The 15,979-nt window shown below is 36.0% G+C and carries 14 protein-coding genes and 1 tRNA gene; 4 read left to right on the top strand and 11 right to left on the bottom strand.

Going from position 1 to position 15,979, the window contains the following annotated elements; translation table 11 throughout:
• Position 1: 1 nt before the first annotated feature.
• The 3 genes from HJG58_RS06245 to HJG58_RS06255 form a co-directional block, all read right to left on the bottom strand.
• Positions 2-74: transfer RNA gene (locus HJG58_RS06245), tRNA-Val, on the bottom strand.
• A 206-nt stretch (positions 75-280) separates the two neighbouring features.
• A complete protein-coding gene (gene elsL, locus HJG58_RS06250; protein WP_086265170.1) occupies positions 281-784 on the bottom strand; it encodes a cell wall-recycling L,D-carboxypeptidase ElsL in 504 nt (167 codons plus the stop codon).
• 95 nt (positions 785-879) lie between these two features.
• Positions 880-1,248 carry a YbaN family protein gene (locus HJG58_RS06255; RefSeq protein ID WP_086265171.1) on the bottom strand — a complete coding sequence of 123 codons (369 nt, stop codon included), beginning with the start codon at positions 1,246-1,248 and terminating at the stop codon, positions 880-882.
• Between the two features lie 104 nt (positions 1,249-1,352).
• On the opposite strand from HJG58_RS06255, the gene HJG58_RS06260 reads away from it, so the two are divergent.
• The 3 genes from HJG58_RS06260 to dapE all read left to right on the top strand — a co-directional run bounded on the left by HJG58_RS06260 (position 1,353) and on the right by dapE (position 3,763).
• Positions 1,353-2,234, top strand: coding sequence for a DUF1853 family protein (locus tag HJG58_RS06260; protein WP_170248285.1), 882 nt, complete (start codon positions 1,353-1,355; stop codon positions 2,232-2,234).
• 123 nt (positions 2,235-2,357) lie between these two features.
• Positions 2,358-2,501, top strand: a complete 144-nt coding sequence (locus HJG58_RS06265) for an entericidin A/B family lipoprotein (protein ID WP_014207555.1) — start codon at positions 2,358-2,360, stop codon at positions 2,499-2,501.
• Positions 2,502-2,626: 125 nt separating this feature from the next.
• Positions 2,627-3,763 carry a succinyl-diaminopimelate desuccinylase gene (gene dapE / locus HJG58_RS06270; RefSeq protein WP_108009095.1) on the top strand — a complete coding sequence of 379 codons (1,137 nt, stop codon included), beginning with the start codon at positions 2,627-2,629 and terminating at the stop codon, positions 3,761-3,763.
• 89 nt (positions 3,764-3,852) lie between these two features.
• Here dapE and HJG58_RS06275 read toward each other — a convergent pair whose 3' ends face one another.
• From HJG58_RS06275 to pilG, 8 genes are all read right to left on the bottom strand, one after another.
• Positions 3,853-4,734, bottom strand: a complete 882-nt coding sequence (locus HJG58_RS06275) for an alpha/beta fold hydrolase (RefSeq protein WP_170248286.1) — start codon at positions 4,732-4,734, stop codon at positions 3,853-3,855.
• A 9-nt stretch (positions 4,735-4,743) separates the two neighbouring features.
• Positions 4,744-6,135 carry a coproporphyrinogen-III oxidase family protein gene (locus HJG58_RS06280; protein WP_170248287.1) on the bottom strand — a complete coding sequence of 464 codons (1,392 nt, stop codon included), beginning with the start codon at positions 6,133-6,135 and terminating at the stop codon, positions 4,744-4,746.
• A 258-nt stretch (positions 6,136-6,393) separates the two neighbouring features.
• A complete protein-coding gene (locus tag HJG58_RS06285; RefSeq protein ID WP_199992958.1) occupies positions 6,394-6,855 on the bottom strand; it encodes a hypothetical protein in 462 nt (153 codons plus the stop codon).
• Positions 6,855-11,369 carry an Hpt domain-containing protein gene (locus tag HJG58_RS06290; RefSeq protein ID WP_170248288.1) on the bottom strand — a complete coding sequence of 1,505 codons (4,515 nt, stop codon included), beginning with the start codon at positions 11,367-11,369 and terminating at the stop codon, positions 6,855-6,857. The genes HJG58_RS06285 and HJG58_RS06290 overlap by 1 nt, the downstream gene beginning before the upstream one ends.
• 147 nt (positions 11,370-11,516) lie before the next feature.
• On the bottom strand, positions 11,517-13,598 hold the full coding sequence (locus HJG58_RS06295) for a methyl-accepting chemotaxis protein (protein ID WP_170248289.1): 2,082 nt from the start codon (positions 13,596-13,598) through the stop codon (positions 11,517-11,519).
• Positions 13,599-13,644: 46 nt separating this feature from the next.
• Positions 13,645-14,181, bottom strand: coding sequence for a chemotaxis protein CheW (locus HJG58_RS06300; protein WP_170248290.1), 537 nt, complete (start codon positions 14,179-14,181; stop codon positions 13,645-13,647).
• A 56-nt stretch (positions 14,182-14,237) separates the two neighbouring features.
• The gene (locus tag HJG58_RS06305; protein WP_046811934.1) at positions 14,238-14,600 is read right to left on the bottom strand and encodes a response regulator; all 363 of its coding nucleotides are present in this window, start codon (positions 14,598-14,600) and stop codon (positions 14,238-14,240) included.
• Positions 14,601-14,623: 23 nt separating this feature from the next.
• A complete protein-coding gene (gene pilG / locus HJG58_RS06310) occupies positions 14,624-15,007 on the bottom strand; it encodes a twitching motility response regulator PilG (RefSeq protein ID WP_000389061.1) in 384 nt (127 codons plus the stop codon).
• A gap of 284 nt (positions 15,008-15,291) precedes the next feature.
• On the opposite strand from pilG, the gene HJG58_RS06315 reads away from it, so the two are divergent.
• Complete coding sequence (locus HJG58_RS06315) at positions 15,292-15,930, top strand: hypothetical protein (protein WP_216076525.1); 639 nt, start codon at positions 15,292-15,294, stop codon at positions 15,928-15,930.
• Positions 15,931-15,979 lie beyond the last annotated feature (49 nt).

The following is a 15,979-nucleotide window of genomic DNA, read 5'->3' on the forward strand; positions in this document are numbered from 1 at the left end:
GTGGGCGCTGACGGGATCGAACCGCCGACATTCTGCTTGTAAGGCAGACGCTCTACCAACTGAGCTAAGCGCCCTTAACGTCTTCATCGTTTGTGAGGTGCATTATAGAGAATCTTTAACAGGTGTCAAACGCTTTTCGACAACTTTTCAAAAAAATGCGAATGAATGATTAAAAATAAGTCATTATTAAGTAAAAAACAATTTTTTGTATTTTATTTAAGCACTTATTTTAATATTTTGATCATTCGACGAATAAAACAGGAATATTTAAAATCTTATTTTAGGTTAAAGATTGCTCAGACAAGTAAACCAATGCATCTTCAGAGACTAAATCAAACAATTCAATGATTTCTTCATTACGCATTCGAATACACCCATGAGACATTGGAACTCCCATCGGTTCTTTATCAGGTGTCCCATGAATATAGATATAACGTTGCATGGTGTCGTGGCCATCGCCTTTATTGAAGCCTTCTTCTAAGCCATCTAACCAAAGAATGCGTGACAATATCCAATCTCGCTCAGGGAATTGTGCTGCAAGTTCATTACTATAGACCTCTCCTGTTGGCTTACGTGCAATAAAAACTGCATTTTGAGGAGATTGTGCGCCAATTTTTTTTGCAACCCTATGCCAGCCACGCGGAGTTTTTCCAGTATTTTCTTGTTCACCAATTCCATTCTTACCTGTAGAGACCACATAAAACTTATTTTGTTTAGGTAGGCTTAAAGTTTGATTTTCTAAATCAATGAGAATATCGGCATCTTCAAGTTTAAATTGGGACATGGAATTTCTTCTCTTAATTATATGAACTCAACTATCTTTTGAGTTTTAATGAAAATTTATGGGAAAACTTGCATTAGACCAAAAATAAAAGATTATCAATCTTTTATTTTTGGCTCAGGACGTAACCATAACCAAACTGCAACGATGAACATGGTAGTATCAGTGAAAACTTTTACCCAAAACGGCGCTGAGGTAAATAGCATTAAAATACCACTTGCAGCCATCATAATGCTTGCAATCCACTTTGCCTTACGTGGTACTGTACCATTTGCTCGCCAGTCACGTAGGGTTGGTCCATATTTCGGATGATTTAACAACCATGCATCCATCTGAGGCCATCCCTTTGATGCGGCCCAAGCAGCCAGAATAAGAAACACTGTTGTAGGCATGCCTGGTAAAATTGCTCCGATAATACCAAGCGTGATAAAAATCACGACCAGCGTTCGCCAAAACAATGTTTGCATATAGAAACCTTAAGCTATTGTTGGTCATAGTATAAAGTGTTTTTCTGGTATTGTTTTGTTGATCAACCATGAAATTAGGATGAATTATTGCGAGTATTAAACGTATGAATATTGCCTCAGTTCAAGCATCCTATTTTGAGCCATGGTTGCAATTTAACCACCCAATGGTCAGACAATTAGCGTTTACGATTGCTAGTGCGAATCTACTTTGTCACCTTCCCCAAACTCTATCTATTCAACATAGTTTCCAATTACATACTGATCAGATTTGGGAACAACATTTTCAGAACTATCTACCACGTTTAAAGCAGCTCGATGAAGCACCTCAACCTTTACTTCAGTTTATGTTTCAACTTAAAAGCACACGTTTAGGTTTACGTTTTGAAAATTTACTTTGGTTTTGGTTACAAGAAGATAGTTATCATCCTTACCAATTATTGGGTCATAGTATTCAAAAAATTGATGGGGCAAGAACTTTAGGTGAGTTAGATTTTTTAATTTTGAATAAAGAAACTCAACAAATTGAACATTGGGAGGTCGCATTAAAATACTATCTAGGTGAAGCAAATTTAGATTTAGAACAATGGATTGGATTGAATCGTCAGGATACTTTAAGCAAAAAACTTTATCATTTTACTAACAAACAATTTCAGTTCCCTGAAGCATTAAATTTTAAGATTCAACAACGTTTTGCTGTTTTAAAAGGACAGCTCTATCTTCCTTTACAATTAAATTTGCAACAATCATTACCAGACTGGATAAATTTAAAGCGTCGATTGGGATATTGGGGCACTAGCATTCCACACTCTTCTTTTTATCGATTGGAAAGACACGAATGGTTGTGTCCAAATAAACAACCTAGTTCGAATTCAGCACATTGGTGGACAGACGGTTTATATTGTAAAAATAGTGAAGAGATTTTGTTTTATATGTTTAGACATCCTTCCTACTTAAACATCAAGCCTCACCTGCAAAAATTAAGCTAATTAACAATAAGTTTTAAGCTTCTAGAAACATTTTATAACGTTTTTACTATTAAACAGTCATGTTTCTTTTCCCGTTTGTTTTTTAATCTAAATTTACTTCATTATTAAATTTAAACGGAGAAAATGATGAAAAAAGTTTTAGCTGCGTCTGTAATGGTTGCTGTGATTTTAACAGGGTGTAATACATTTAAAGGTTTTGGGCAAGATGTTTCTAAAGCAGGTGATGCTGTAACAAATACTGCTGAAAAAACACAAGATAAAATGTAAGTTAGAGTTATTACGTCAAAACCTTATCGTTCCGATAAGGTTTTTTTATTTTTACGTACCCATCCCATAGAGATTCGCCTATTATATCGAACTATATTTCACCTGATCAGCACGCAATTTTCGGTATGAACCATTCAGATACTCTCTCGCTTAGCTTAGAACTGTTACAACAACCTTCTGTTACTCCTATTGATCATACATGCCAAACCATCATGGCAGACCGTTTAGCCAAAATTGGTTTTCATATTGAACCGATGCGTTTTGGTGAAGTTGACAATCTTTGGGCACGTCGTGGAACTGAAGAACCTGTATTTTGTTTTGCCGGTCATACTGACGTAGTTCCGACAGGTAAGTTAGAAGCATGGAATTCAGATCCGTTTGCACCTGAAATTCGTGATGGAAAATTATATGGTCGTGGTTCGGCCGATATGAAAACAGCACTTGCAGCCATGGTCGTTGCATCTGAGCGTTTTGTCGCAAAACATCCTGATCATAAAGGTTCAATTGCTTTTTTAATTACTTCTGATGAAGAAGGCCCTGCTATTAACGGTACGGTTAAAGTGATTGAGACTCTTGAAAAACGTAACGAAAAGATGACATGGTGTTTGGTAGGCGAACCTTCAAGTACTCATAAATTGGGTGACATTGTTAAAAATGGTCGTCGTGGTTCACTCAATGCCGTATTAAAAGTTCAAGGTAAGCAAGGTCATGTGGCTTACCCACACCTAGCGCGTAATCCGATTCATGAAGCATCGCCAGCTTTAGCAGAACTATGCCAAACTGTTTGGGATAATGGAAATGAATATTTCCCAGCAACATCATTTCAGATTTCAAATATTCATGCTGGCACTGGCGCAACAAATGTTATTCCGGGCGCACTAGAAGTTACTTTTAACTTCCGTTATTCAACAGAAGTGACCGCAGAACAGCTTAAACAACGTGTGCATGAGACTTTAGATAAACACGGTTTACAGTATGAAATCATCTGGAATCTTTCTGGTTTACCATTCCTAACACCCGTGGGTGAACTCGTTAATGCAGCGCAAACTGCTATTTTGAACGTAACGGGTACTGAAACTGAGCTTTCAACAAGTGGTGGTACTTCTGATGGCCGTTTTATTGCTCCAACAGGCGCACAGGTATTAGAGCTAGGTGTTCTGAACGCAACAATTCATCAAATTAACGAACACGTTGATGTACAAGACCTTGATCCACTAACTGATATTTATGAGCAAATTTTAGAAAATTTGTTAGCTAAGTAAAAGTTAAGATCTGATGAATTGAAAAAGCGCCCTTTTGGGGGCGCTTTTTCAATTCAATAAATTAGAAAATTAGTTTTAATATAAATGGCTTAAAAAGCTGCTTTTGAATTCTTATCTATCCATTGCAATATAGTTGGCCAGACTTCTTTAGCAGCATTTTGGCTAAGTACAATTCGACTATGAGAATAATTTTCCAAGTTATTATTGGAATGACCAAATTCTCGAAATATATTATTTTCATTTTCAAAAGCTTGCAAATATTTATAGCATCCTTTAGCAGGGGCAATAAATTTATCGCCAGCCCCGCAAATAGAATATATTGGAACTCTAATAGAGCTCATAAATTTTTTATAATCTATATCTTTAAATTCACTTATAAAATTTTCCTTTAAGTTCCAATTAAACCATGGACGCATCGTGTAGTAAGTTTCATTTATTCGTCCCAACTTAAATTTATTAGCAGGAATCTGACCTAGACCTTTTACAACTAATTTTGCAGAAAACAATTTAATAAAATCAAAGGAATTATTTACTGCTCCAAATGCTTGGCAAGCAATAAAAGTAATACTTTGAATATTTTTTAAATATTCAGGATAATTAATTAAGAACATGGTTAAGCATAAACCTCCACCACTGTGTGTTACACAGTGCAAGGAGGTTATATTAAAATGATGGTGAATATAGTGAAATGCAGTTTTATATTCATATAATGCAATAGTTTCAAAATTAAATGGTATATCTGTTTTTGGGCTAGTACCATGCCCTCGCCACTCTAAAATAAAACAAATATAACCATGATTTGCCAAATAATCTGCAACGCCTATGCAAACAGTTTTATCCGAAAAAGCACCATGAGATAAGAAAATTGCTTCTTTTTTTATTGGAGAATTATTTCTTTTAGAAATTTTCCATAAAGCAAATTCGCCATGATCATCTGTCTTTAAAATATGTAGTTCTTTATGAATTGACATTTACTTTTTCTACTTTTGCAAAGACTTTATTCTAGGTTGACTTAATAACGACTGAATAAGTGGAGTATAAAACTCACCTTCATTAATAAGTTTAATATAGTCGTCTCTATACTCTACCCAGCCTTCTTCAACTAAAGCATCCCATATAAGCTTATAGTCGAGTTTAATATCACTATTAAAAATTTTCTCATATTTTTTAGTATTAATTTTCATTTCTTGTAATGCTTGGAATATCCAGATTAGCTTTACATCTTCAGTATCATGAACAAACATACGTTCAATAGGAAGCTTATTCAAAGATATCGCATTATAATATTCATTTAGGTTTCGGTGGTTCATTGCTGAAACAGACTTAATTTCTGATGAGTTAGGCTGTAATCTCATATTAACCGCTGCATAACCTAATCCGCTCATTGTTGTCATTTTACTTTGACCATTTTCATGTAAACAGTCTCTGAGATTATCTTCATATAAATATTTTTCTGAGATCAGATGATTATCATTTGGTTTTTCCCAGTCATACACTGTTTTCTGTTTATAACCTTTACTTATTAAGAATTGTTTTGCAATGTTATACATTTCAATTTTTCTCTCAATAGATGGCGTATTCTGCTTTTGTTTTGTCGCAAAATCAGAATGACCAGAAATATTAAGCTCATAATGAGTAATATGTTTTATTCCTGATTGAACAATACTTTCTAAATCTCCTAGCATTGCTTCAATAGATTGGTTTGGCCAGCCATAGATCAGATCAACATTGCAAGATAGAGAATACTTATGAAACAATTCAATTGCATCAAAAACCTGCTTTCTTGTTTGTTTTCGACCACTTGTAGCGATCAACTCATCATTAACCTGTTGTACCCCCATACTGACACGATTGAAACCAGCTTCTCTAATTGCTCTTATTTTATCTTCGTTAAAAAGTTGAGGAATACCTTCTAAAGTCATTTCTATCGGTTTAGATAACCCTATGTTAGGAAAAAGAGAAGATACAATATTAGTCAGTTTTATATAATCATGAGGTTGAAGTAAATTAGGAGTACCTCCTCCGACATATAGACTCTCTAGTTTAGCGCCATGATAAAATTCTTTATATAAATGCGCCTCCCTATTTAAAAAATCTAGATAATAATCGATCTCTTTTTTTCCTTTGTAGTCTTGAGTAGGGAAAAGACAAAATCCACAATGAGGTGGATTAGTAGGGATGCAATATGGAATACCTAAATATAAATTTATAGATTTATACTTAGCTTCTGTATTTTTTAGCAAATAGTTATTTTCTTCCTCTTTTAAATCCGTTTTCCACATTTTAGGTGAAGGATGAGTATGCAAAACTTTATTTGATAAATGTCTAACTTTATTTTTCTGTATGAATTTTTTAATTGCGGCGATATCCATAGTCACTACATCTTTTTAATATATTTAAAAATATATTATATTTGAATATATTAGTTCGTGCAATTAGTTCAGTTATCTTCTCCTCTAGCATAAAATTTCTACAGCCTTATTAGCTTAAGCTGGATTAAAAATTCTGCATTTCTTACACAAAATCTAGATCGAACGATTTATATATTTATAAAAAACATTAACTTACTTTTTTACAAACTGTTTAGTTTTTATAAAAAAAGAACTCAAAATGAGTTCCTTTTTTTATAACTAAAGTGAGTTTTGGATATATTGTAAATTTGGAACGTGGAAACGTTGATTCTCCATACGCACATATTTAAATACACTAGGGTGCTGCAAAGAATCTTGTATATCATCATTCTCATCTACGACTTCAGAAATACGCAAACGAACTGAGACTGGCATCGATTTACATATGAGTGCAAACCGTTGACTAATATCTTCACTTTCAATTACTAATGCTACTGCTCGTAAATCAGTTTCATTATGAACCGAATAAACAGGGAGTTTTACATCATGCCATTCAATATACTTTATACCATTTTTAACATCCATAGCTGATAACACTATATTTTGTGGCAATAGCATTGGTACTTGCTGATCGCATTCAATAATATATGCATCAATAAAGCCTGTTGAAACAGTAATTAAATGCTGGAGTTCTTGCTGATCCATTTCATTAATTAAGGATGTACTTATATTACTTTTCATTATGCAAGTCCCCCTTCACATGTCATGAATAATGCATCAATATTGTGAAGTAAATCTTCTTCCTGGAAAGGTTTGCCCATGTATTGGTTAACGCCTAAAGTAAATGCTCGTTCACGGTGTTTTTCACCAGTTCTAGATGTAATCATAATCACTGGCATATTTTGATGGAGATCATGATGTCGAACCAGGTTGAGTACCTCAAAACCATCCATTCGTGGCATTTCGATATCAAGTAACATTAGATCGGGTTTAATATTTTCTAGCTGCTCAATCGCATCGATCCCATCTTTAGCTGTGACTACATCATAGCCCTGACGTTCGAGTAATCGAGACGTCACCTTACGTACTGTTACCGAGTCATCTACAATCATGATGAGACGTCGTTCATCAGACTCTCGTTGTCTATAAATAGTGTCATTAATCAGCTTATTTCGGCGACTAGCCTGAATTTGGCGAGCAATATTTTGTCCATCTAAAATTAGACAAACTTGACCATCACCTAGAATAGTTGCTCCTGCAATTGCACCAATACTAGAGAATTGTTGTCCAATTGGTTTGACCACAATTTGTGCACGTGAGCCAATAAGCTGATCAACTAATAACGCAACCGTTTGTCCATTATTTGCTTTAATCATTAATACAGGTAATGAATACATCATTCCACTTAAACGTGGAATTGGCTGATTGCCAACGAACTCAGATAAGTAGCGTAATGGATAGTGTTTGTTTTCAAATTCAAAGAATTCTTGTGTACTTCCAAAATACTGCTCTAATGATGTCGGTGAAACTCGTACAATTCGATCAATTTGAGCTAATGGGATTGCAAATTGCTGATCAGCAACTTTAACCATTAAAGCATCACTGACAGCTACTGTAGTTGGAACACGTATGGTAAAGACAGTTCCCTGCCCATATACAGAGTCGACACTCACGTGACCACCCAAGGCCTTAATATCACTTTGTACTACATCCAGTCCTACACCACGACCTGAAATCTGGGTGACTTGATCAGCTGTGCTTAAACCAGGGTGGAAAATTAACTGTAAAATATCGTGATGTTCTAATACTTGTTCAGCATTAATTAAACCAGACATTAAGGCCTTTTGACGGACCTTCTCAATATCAATCCCTCTTCCATCATCCTTAAATGTGACAACAACATCTGTACCTTGACGATGGATATTGAGTTCAATACGTCCAGTTTCCGGTTTTTGTGCTTGTTCACGTTGCACACGGTCTTCTAGACCATGGTCAATTGCATTTCTGAGCATATGCTCAAGCGGGGTCACTAATCGTTCTAAAATATTACGGTCTAACTCACCTTCAGTATTATTTACAAAAAGTTCTGCTGGTCTATTCAACGCTGTAGATGTCTGACGGACAATTCGCTGTAAACGCGGCAGTAATCGAGAGAAAGGTACTAATCGCGTTCGCATCAAACCTTCTTGAATTTCTGCTTGAATCCTCGACTGTTGTAAAAGTAAGCTTTCTGTATCTCTGATCTTGTCAGATAATGTATTTTTAAAGTCGACCAAATCCGATGCAGATTCAGCAAGAGATTTTGATAATTGATTTAAAGACGAATATCGGTCCATCTCTAACGGATCAAACTCCGTATAGCGAGAGTGCTCAATACCGTGTTTTGCAATAATTTGGGTTTCCAATTCACCTTCCATTCGACGCAACTGATCTGCAAGTCGCTGAATGGCCAATTCCATTTCCGCTAGCGTATGTCCAAATTGGCTTAAATCCATTTCAATTCGCGAACGGTTAATCGAATTTTCACCCGACAGATCAATCATTTTTTCAATTAAATCTGCCGAAACTCGGATCATCTCATTATTTTGATCGAGCCGTTGAGTTTGTTCCCATGCTCCCATCATTGGCGGTGGTTCTGTACCATCACCTTGTATAAAGGTCATCACAGGTTCTGAGCTAAACAAATCAGCTTTACTTAACTTAGCTGGAATTTGGATATTCGTTTCAAAGAATTGAATATTTTCTAAACTTTGTTGTAGTCCATCGAAATGCTGGTAGTTGTACTTGAAAATTGCGTCTTTTAGCCATGCAATTGAACTTTCGAGCAAATGGTCATAAATATTCGAGTTGAAGTGATGTAGTGCAAATTGTTCAAAAGTATTTTCCAGTTGATAGGCAATCGCATACACGGCTTCTAAACCAACCATTCGTGCACCACCCTTCAAGCTGTGCACGGCCCTTTGTAATTGAAGCAAGATACTACGATTCGTACGCTGATCAAACCATTGTTTCAATAGCATATCAGCCATTTCTAACAATTCAGCAGCTTCTTCGAGGAATGTCTGCTCAACAACAGCAGTAATGTCCTCTTCATCAACCAGAGCGTCATTCTCTTGCGACGATACAACTAATGCTATTGCTTCCACTGGCGCAGCCAATTCAGTAACAACTGCATCGAATACTTGATCGTGATGAGCTTCTAATTCTTCAATAACAGCTTCAATTTCTGCCGGTACTTCATCTATTAATACTTCAGATATCACCTCTTGTTCAGAGAATATCTCACGTTCAATATCAGATGCTTCAATCTCAGGTACAGATTGGAAGTTAGAGTTTTGACCTGCTCTTTTCAATGCGTTAATTGTGTAATAAGCTTCATAATCTAGCTGTTTTTCACGCATGATTTGTAAACGGTCAGCCAAGTCATCTTGAACCAGACGTATAAAATCAATGAGAGCTGATGAAGCAATTAGCTGCCTTTGAATTAAGCGCTCATAAATACTTTCCAATTCATGTGCAATTAAGCCAATATAAGTTGCTTGGATCATATTTGCTCCACCTTTTAAGGTGTGCAAATAACGCATCAAATTATTGAGAGCCGCAAAGTTCTCTTGATCATTAATCCAAATATTAAGATCTGTATCCATTCCTTCAAGCAACTCATCAGCTTCTTCGAGGAAAATGTCTAATAGATCTGGATCAAAGTTTCGATTTATCTGTGTAGAGGAAATATATTGACGATCTTGCTGTACACTTTGGCTTAATAGGGTCCAGTCAGCAGAGTCTGATAAATTCTCTACTCTAATAACTTCTGGAACTTCAGACTCTAGTTCAATATTGAATAGTGACTCATCAAAAGTAAAATTCTGCTGAGATAAATCGTTTTGAATACTCGGTGTATGTAGCGTATAAAGTTTTAATTCTTCTAGAATACTTTGATGTTGCTTAACAATACCGACTCGCTGGCCAGCAGCTAAAGCATCGAACAATTGAATAAGTTGTTGATGCGCTTTTTGATAAATTTCAAAAATATAGTCCGATTGCAATAACACAGGTTTATCAAGCAATACATTGTAGCTGTCTTTCAATTGGCTCGTATATTCATGCAAACCAAGCATTGCTTGAGAGTGGGTATGCTGTAGCAACAAATTAGCCTGTTCACTTAGACGTTCAAGATAACCAGGAAACTCGTTACGAATCCCTTTCTCAAAATCTAATTCTGCATCGAGTAGCTCAGAAACATCTAATAACAATAATTGCGATACTAAACCATGTGAAGGCGTTAATGGATCTGTTCGATCACCATGTTGCTCAACGTAAGCATCCCATGACTGATTAAACTGCGCTAATCTCGCTTCAAGCTGTTCACCTGAACTATTGCTAGATAGCAGTTCTAAGCTCTCTCTAATAAAATCACGATATTCTTGTAGTAATAAAATTTCATCTGAGTTAGAAGAGAGTTCTTCTTGCAATAAGATTTTAAATAAGTGCTCAACTTTAGTACTGGCTTCAAAAATTGTTTCGACCTGTGCCATTGCAGAACTGCCACGCAAAGTATGTAGCGCACGTATTAAAGCATTGTAGCTATCATACTGATGTAGTTCTTGATTTAAGAACTGATGAATTGTCGATAAATGCTCTTCTGCCTCCTCCATAAACAAGGCTAAAGTTTCATTTAGTTCAGTATGTACATCTTCAACAGTTGGCCCAGCCAATGAATCTTGCTCAATATAGTCTAGCTCAAGCCCAGTCATTGTTTCGGCAGTAAGCATATTTGAAAGCTGTAAAAGCTCTTCTAAAGCAGGTTCTAAACTTTGCTGTTGTTGTAATTGTTGTCCCAATAAAATAAGCGGTCTAAAATCTACTGCATGTGCTCTTTTTTGCTTAAAGTTATCTACTAATTTAAGGAAATAGAACTTAAACACTAACTGAACATAACTCTGGATAGCTGGAGTCAACTTAAGGCTTTGATTGATTACTCGATTGAGCGTATCTTCAACTGTCCAAGCAAGCTCAGCTGAAGATTTAGCGCCAATCATTCTCCCAGAACCTTTTAAGGTATGGAAATGACGGCGAATTTCAGTGAGCGTAGCAATATTCTCGGACTGCATCCATTCATTTAGTAATGGTTGCAAATCAACAAAAATTTCTTCAATTTCTTCGACGAAAATCTCAAGAAACTCAGCATCTTGTTCAGAATAGCTATCTTCAGGTAGCATCATTGCTTCAGTTAAAGTTTTTAATATTTCTTTCATAGCAAAGGCTTCTTTTGCTTACCCCCTGAGTGGGGAAAACTACAGAGTCAACACCAAAAAAATAACTATTTCCCCAATATTTGTTTGGCGCTGCTCATACTTTTAAAAGAATAGCTATTATAAGAATAGCTATTCTCATCCCCCAATTTAGTCAGGTAATTTAAAGTCCGTTACTGACTCACGCAATGATTCCGACATATTCGCCAATTCCGACACGGAACGAGCAGTATCGAAGGTTGCCGTTGTTGTTTGTGAAGTAATTTCTTGTACGACTGTCATGGTTGCAGCAATATGACTTGCAGATGCTGATTGAAGTTTTGCAGCATCGGAAATGCTCGCAATTAAGTTTGCCAAGTCACCCGATACTTTTTGAATTTCATCGAGTGCAATACCCGCATCTTTCGCCAAGTTAGCACCACGTACAACCTCAGTTGTCGTTTGTTCCATCGAGATAACGGCTTCGTTGGTATCCGTTTGAATCGTCTTAACAAGCGTTTCAATCTGCTTAGTCGCTGAAGCAGAACGTTCTGCAAGACGTTGGACTTCATCGGCAACCACGGCGAAACCACGCCCCGCTTCACCGGCCATAGATGCTTGGATTGCTGCATTTAATGCAAGAATGTTTGTTTGGTCTGCAATATCGTTAATAAGTGATACGATATTACCAATTTCTTGTGAAGATTCACCCAAACGTTTAATACGCTTAGATGTTTCCTGAATCTGTTCACGAATCGTATCCATACCCTCAATAGAACGGTTTACGACTTGTGCACCATTAGATGCAATATATACCGAACGTTGTGCTACGTTAGCGGATTCAGATGCATTAGATGATACTTGGTCAATAGACAATGCCATTTCGTTCATTGCTGTTGATGCACCTGCAATTTCTTGTGCTTGGTGTTCAGATGCCTCTGCCAACTGGTTAGTAATATTCTGAGTATTATGTGTATAACGAGCAACTTCTTGTGAAGTTTCATGAATTCGAGATACGAGGTCTCGTAATTGGTCAATCGCAAAGTTAATCGAGTCGGCAATCGCACCAGTAAAGTCTTCAGATACCGTTGCATATGAGCGCAAGTCACCATCTGCAAGATCGGCAATTTCGTCAAGTAAACGTAAAATTGCATTCTGGTTACGATCATACTCTTCTTGTAATGTAGCTACACGTTGTTTATCTGCTTTACTACGAAGGGATAAAAGTTTTAAGACAGAACCAATCAAACCAAGCAGTGATAATGTGAGTAATGCAACTAATGCAAAAGCCTTCCAACCATATTGTGTTTGCTCTGAAAGATCACCTAATGCAGTTAACATTGCATCAGACTGTGAGAAGATCTCACTAGACGATTGACGTACGTTTACAATCTGGTTTGTATTTTTAAGTACTGATGTCGCCGCAGATTTTAAAACTTTATCATACTCACTTTTAATACCTTCCAAGGATTCACGAATTTCAGGAGAATCAACTTTAGCTACGCCTAATTCAGCATTTCCGTTTAGCTGCGCCTCTAAGTACACGCCGAAAGTCTCGATATCGATACTAAAGTCATGTGCTGAGTTCTCAGAGTTCTCTGTACCAACGAAAACGGAGTTAATAGATCGTAAAATACGTTCCGCAATAAATACCTGGTTTTTAGCAATCACAACCTGATTACTTGATACTTTTTCGCGAACCATCTTATCAACCATCAAGTTATATTCAGCTTGAATCTCAGGAATAGAATCACTAATCGAGATATTCATATTATATAATTGGTTAATTACGCTCTGTTGTGATGAGATCAAGTCAACGTCATAAGACAAAGATTTCCACAGACTGGCTACTTTTTTGTATTCTTTTGAAGATGTGCCATAAATGTTTTCGACATTTTTAATATTTTTGGCAAAAAGTTGGCGTGATTCAATTAACGCTTTCATCGCTTCAGGCGATCCAGAAGCCGTTGCTTCCGTAGCCTGTCTAGAAATTGTTTGTGATAGTAAGCGCAACTCACCCATACTACGTGTCAATTGGTTATGACGAGGTACACTATAAAATAAATAAGTGAGCGAAGTTGAAGCTAATACTAAACATACAGAAGCTACATAAAGGATAGGCTTGGACTTTTTACTTTCCCCAAATAAACTGGCATATTGCTCAATTTCTGACTGGATTTTCGCAATAAAGTTGACATTCGATTTTTCGTTTACACTACGATTGCCACTTTTCTTTTTAAGTTTAAAGCCCATACAGCTTCTCCCCAGAAAAATATACTGTTTATTAACAGCATAAAAATTAGTTTATAAATTTTGTCGATGCATTCATATAATGTGGGTTTTGCAATAATCGACTAAATAAAAAGACATGCCAGTGCTGATTGTGCTGGTGAAAATACCCTTGGCAATATTCTTTTAGATTTTCCTCCAAGTTAAAACTTTGAGAAAAAAAGCTTTTTTTATTAAAGTGTTGAATCCCCAAGACTTGATCAACAACCAACCCCACATACTGGTCATGATGGCTAATACATAATACTTTTTGGGCAGACGAAAATGAACTTCGTTGCCCTGAAATAAAATGCGCCAAATCAGAAACTGAAAGTAATCTTCCCCTGATATTTGCCAATCCCTTTACCCAACTTTGGGTATTTGGAACAGATGTATATTTTGGTGGATAGATAACTTCTGAGATTTCCCCAAGTGGTGCGACGAAGTATTGCCCTCTCATTTCAAAAGCAATTCCTGACCACCGTTCTGCTTCATTTTGGACTGAAGCGTAATTCTTGTTACCTCGTTTAGACAAACGAAGTAACTCAATAAATCCGTTCGCGGCCATACTCGATCCTATAAGACGGGCGTACCCCGCCATTTATGCTTTTATGGTTGGATGAGTTAATTTAGATATTGTTTAATTACATCGATCAATTGCTTTTCTTCGATTGGCTTAATCAAGTAGTCAAGTGCACCTTGACGCTTGCCCCATACTCGGTCGGTTGCTTGATCTTTAGTACTCACAATTACAACAGGAATATGTTTAGTGTCTTCATCACGAGTAATCTGGCGTGTTGCCTGAAAACCATTTACACCTGGCATGACTACATCCATCAATACAAGATCTGGTTGCTCTGCTTTTGCCAAAGTTACACCATCTGCACCATTAGATGCTTCAAGTACGTCATAACCATGCTTGGTTAAAATTTCTTTAAAACGAAAAGTTTCTGTTGGTGAATCATCTACAATAAGAATACGTGCCATTTCTTTGCCCTTAAATTACTTAATTATGAACTTACATGATTACGAATCGCATTTAGCAATTCATCTTTGCTAAAAGGTTTCGTCAAGTATTCATCTGAACCTACCACACGCCCTTTTGCCTGATCAAACAGACCATCTTTACTAGAGAGCATAATAACGGGAATGTTCTGATAATTTTGAGAGTTCTTAATCAGCGCACAGGTTTGATAACCGTCTAAACGAGGCATCATGATATCGACAAAAACAATATCTGGATTTGCTTCTGCAATTTTGGACAGAGCTTCAAATCCATCCACAGCAGTAATGACTTCACAGCCTTCACGCTGTAATAAGGTTTCTGCTGTACGGCGAATGGTTTTTGAGTCATCAATCACCATTACTTTCAGATTTTGGAACGCATCTTCCATTTAATCTTCCATCCCCATAAAAATAAAATATAAATGCAATTTAACTTAAATTTGTTTTTACACATTTATACGCATTTTTAACATATCTCACCTTCTATTTTCAATGAGGCATTTTTGTCTACTTTCTCATTTATAAACAATAACTTTTAACCTCATCACACTTTAATTAAAATTATCATTTTTTTTATAATGACTATATTTTTATTCAGCTAAATAATAATTAATATAATGAAGATTAAATATTTAAAAATAAGCGACTTAGCTATCTTTTTTGGGGATTTTCAATGAATGACAGAATGAAATATGCCTTTTACAGGAACTGTTTGTCTGTATCTATAGGCATTATTTCCTTCGGATCACTTTTTTTCTTATCCTCTAGTATTGCTATTGCCGATACGCCTAAAGCGGTTTGGTATCGTTATTATGATCAACATGGTATTGCCAATATTAGTACATCGGTTACACCAGCCCATATTCGTTATGGTTATGAAGCTCTAGATCGCAATATGCAAGTAATAAAAAGAAACCATTCGTATAATGCTGAAGCTGATTTAAATCAATCAACTCAACGCGCATTATTAGCACGACATAAAGAACAAGATATCAAATTAAAAAAAGCTTATAGCAATAGTAAGACAGCTTCAATTAAAAGAGATCAGGCATTAGTGTCTATAAAAAAGCAAATTAATTATCAACAGGAACAACTTAACCAATTACAACAAGACAAAATTTTATTTAAGCGTCAGGAAATGGAGTATTTCAGAAAAGGAAAACCGATTCCTAAGCGTCATAAAGCATTGATTGAAAACAATCTAAATAATATTAATCGGGTTAAACAAACCATTGAAACACTTTCCAAGATCTATAGTCGAACTAATAATGAGTATGAAAATATTATCGAACGTTTAAAAAAGCTTGAATAACGGCAAAGGTTTATCAAGAATAGGGGCAAAATAAAATTTGAATTATAGG

This window comes from Acinetobacter geminorum (assembly GCF_013009345.1).
In the GTDB taxonomy this organism is placed as follows: Bacteria; Pseudomonadota; Gammaproteobacteria; order Pseudomonadales; family Moraxellaceae; genus Acinetobacter; species Acinetobacter geminorum.

Coding starts and splice junctions, on each gene's coding strand:
- elsL (WP_086265170.1), bottom strand. CDS start 784: ATGTCCCAATTTAAACTTGAAGATGCCGATATTCTCATTGATTTAGAA.
- HJG58_RS06255 (WP_086265171.1), bottom strand. CDS start 1,248: ATGCAAACATTGTTTTGGCGAACGCTGGTCGTGATTTTTATCACGCTT.
- HJG58_RS06260 (WP_170248285.1), top strand. CDS start 1,353: ATGAATATTGCCTCAGTTCAAGCATCCTATTTTGAGCCATGGTTGCAA.
- HJG58_RS06265 (WP_014207555.1), top strand. CDS start 2,358: ATGATGAAAAAAGTTTTAGCTGCGTCTGTAATGGTTGCTGTGATTTTA.
- dapE (WP_108009095.1), top strand. CDS start 2,627: ATGAACCATTCAGATACTCTCTCGCTTAGCTTAGAACTGTTACAACAA.
- HJG58_RS06275 (WP_170248286.1), bottom strand. CDS start 4,734: ATGTCAATTCATAAAGAACTACATATTTTAAAGACAGATGATCATGGC.
- HJG58_RS06280 (WP_170248287.1), bottom strand. CDS start 6,135: ATGGATATCGCCGCAATTAAAAAATTCATACAGAAAAATAAAGTTAGA.
- HJG58_RS06285 (WP_199992958.1), bottom strand. CDS start 6,855: ATGAAAAGTAATATAAGTACATCCTTAATTAATGAAATGGATCAGCAA.
- HJG58_RS06290 (WP_170248288.1), bottom strand. CDS start 11,369: ATGAAAGAAATATTAAAAACTTTAACTGAAGCAATGATGCTACCTGAA.
- HJG58_RS06295 (WP_170248289.1), bottom strand. CDS start 13,598: ATGGGCTTTAAACTTAAAAAGAAAAGTGGCAATCGTAGTGTAAACGAA.
- HJG58_RS06300 (WP_170248290.1), bottom strand. CDS start 14,181: ATGGCCGCGAACGGATTTATTGAGTTACTTCGTTTGTCTAAACGAGGT.
- HJG58_RS06305 (WP_046811934.1), bottom strand. CDS start 14,600: ATGGCACGTATTCTTATTGTAGATGATTCACCAACAGAAACTTTTCGT.
- pilG (WP_000389061.1), bottom strand. CDS start 15,007: ATGGAAGATGCGTTCCAAAATCTGAAAGTAATGGTGATTGATGACTCA.
- HJG58_RS06315 (WP_216076525.1), top strand. CDS start 15,292: ATGAATGACAGAATGAAATATGCCTTTTACAGGAACTGTTTGTCTGTA.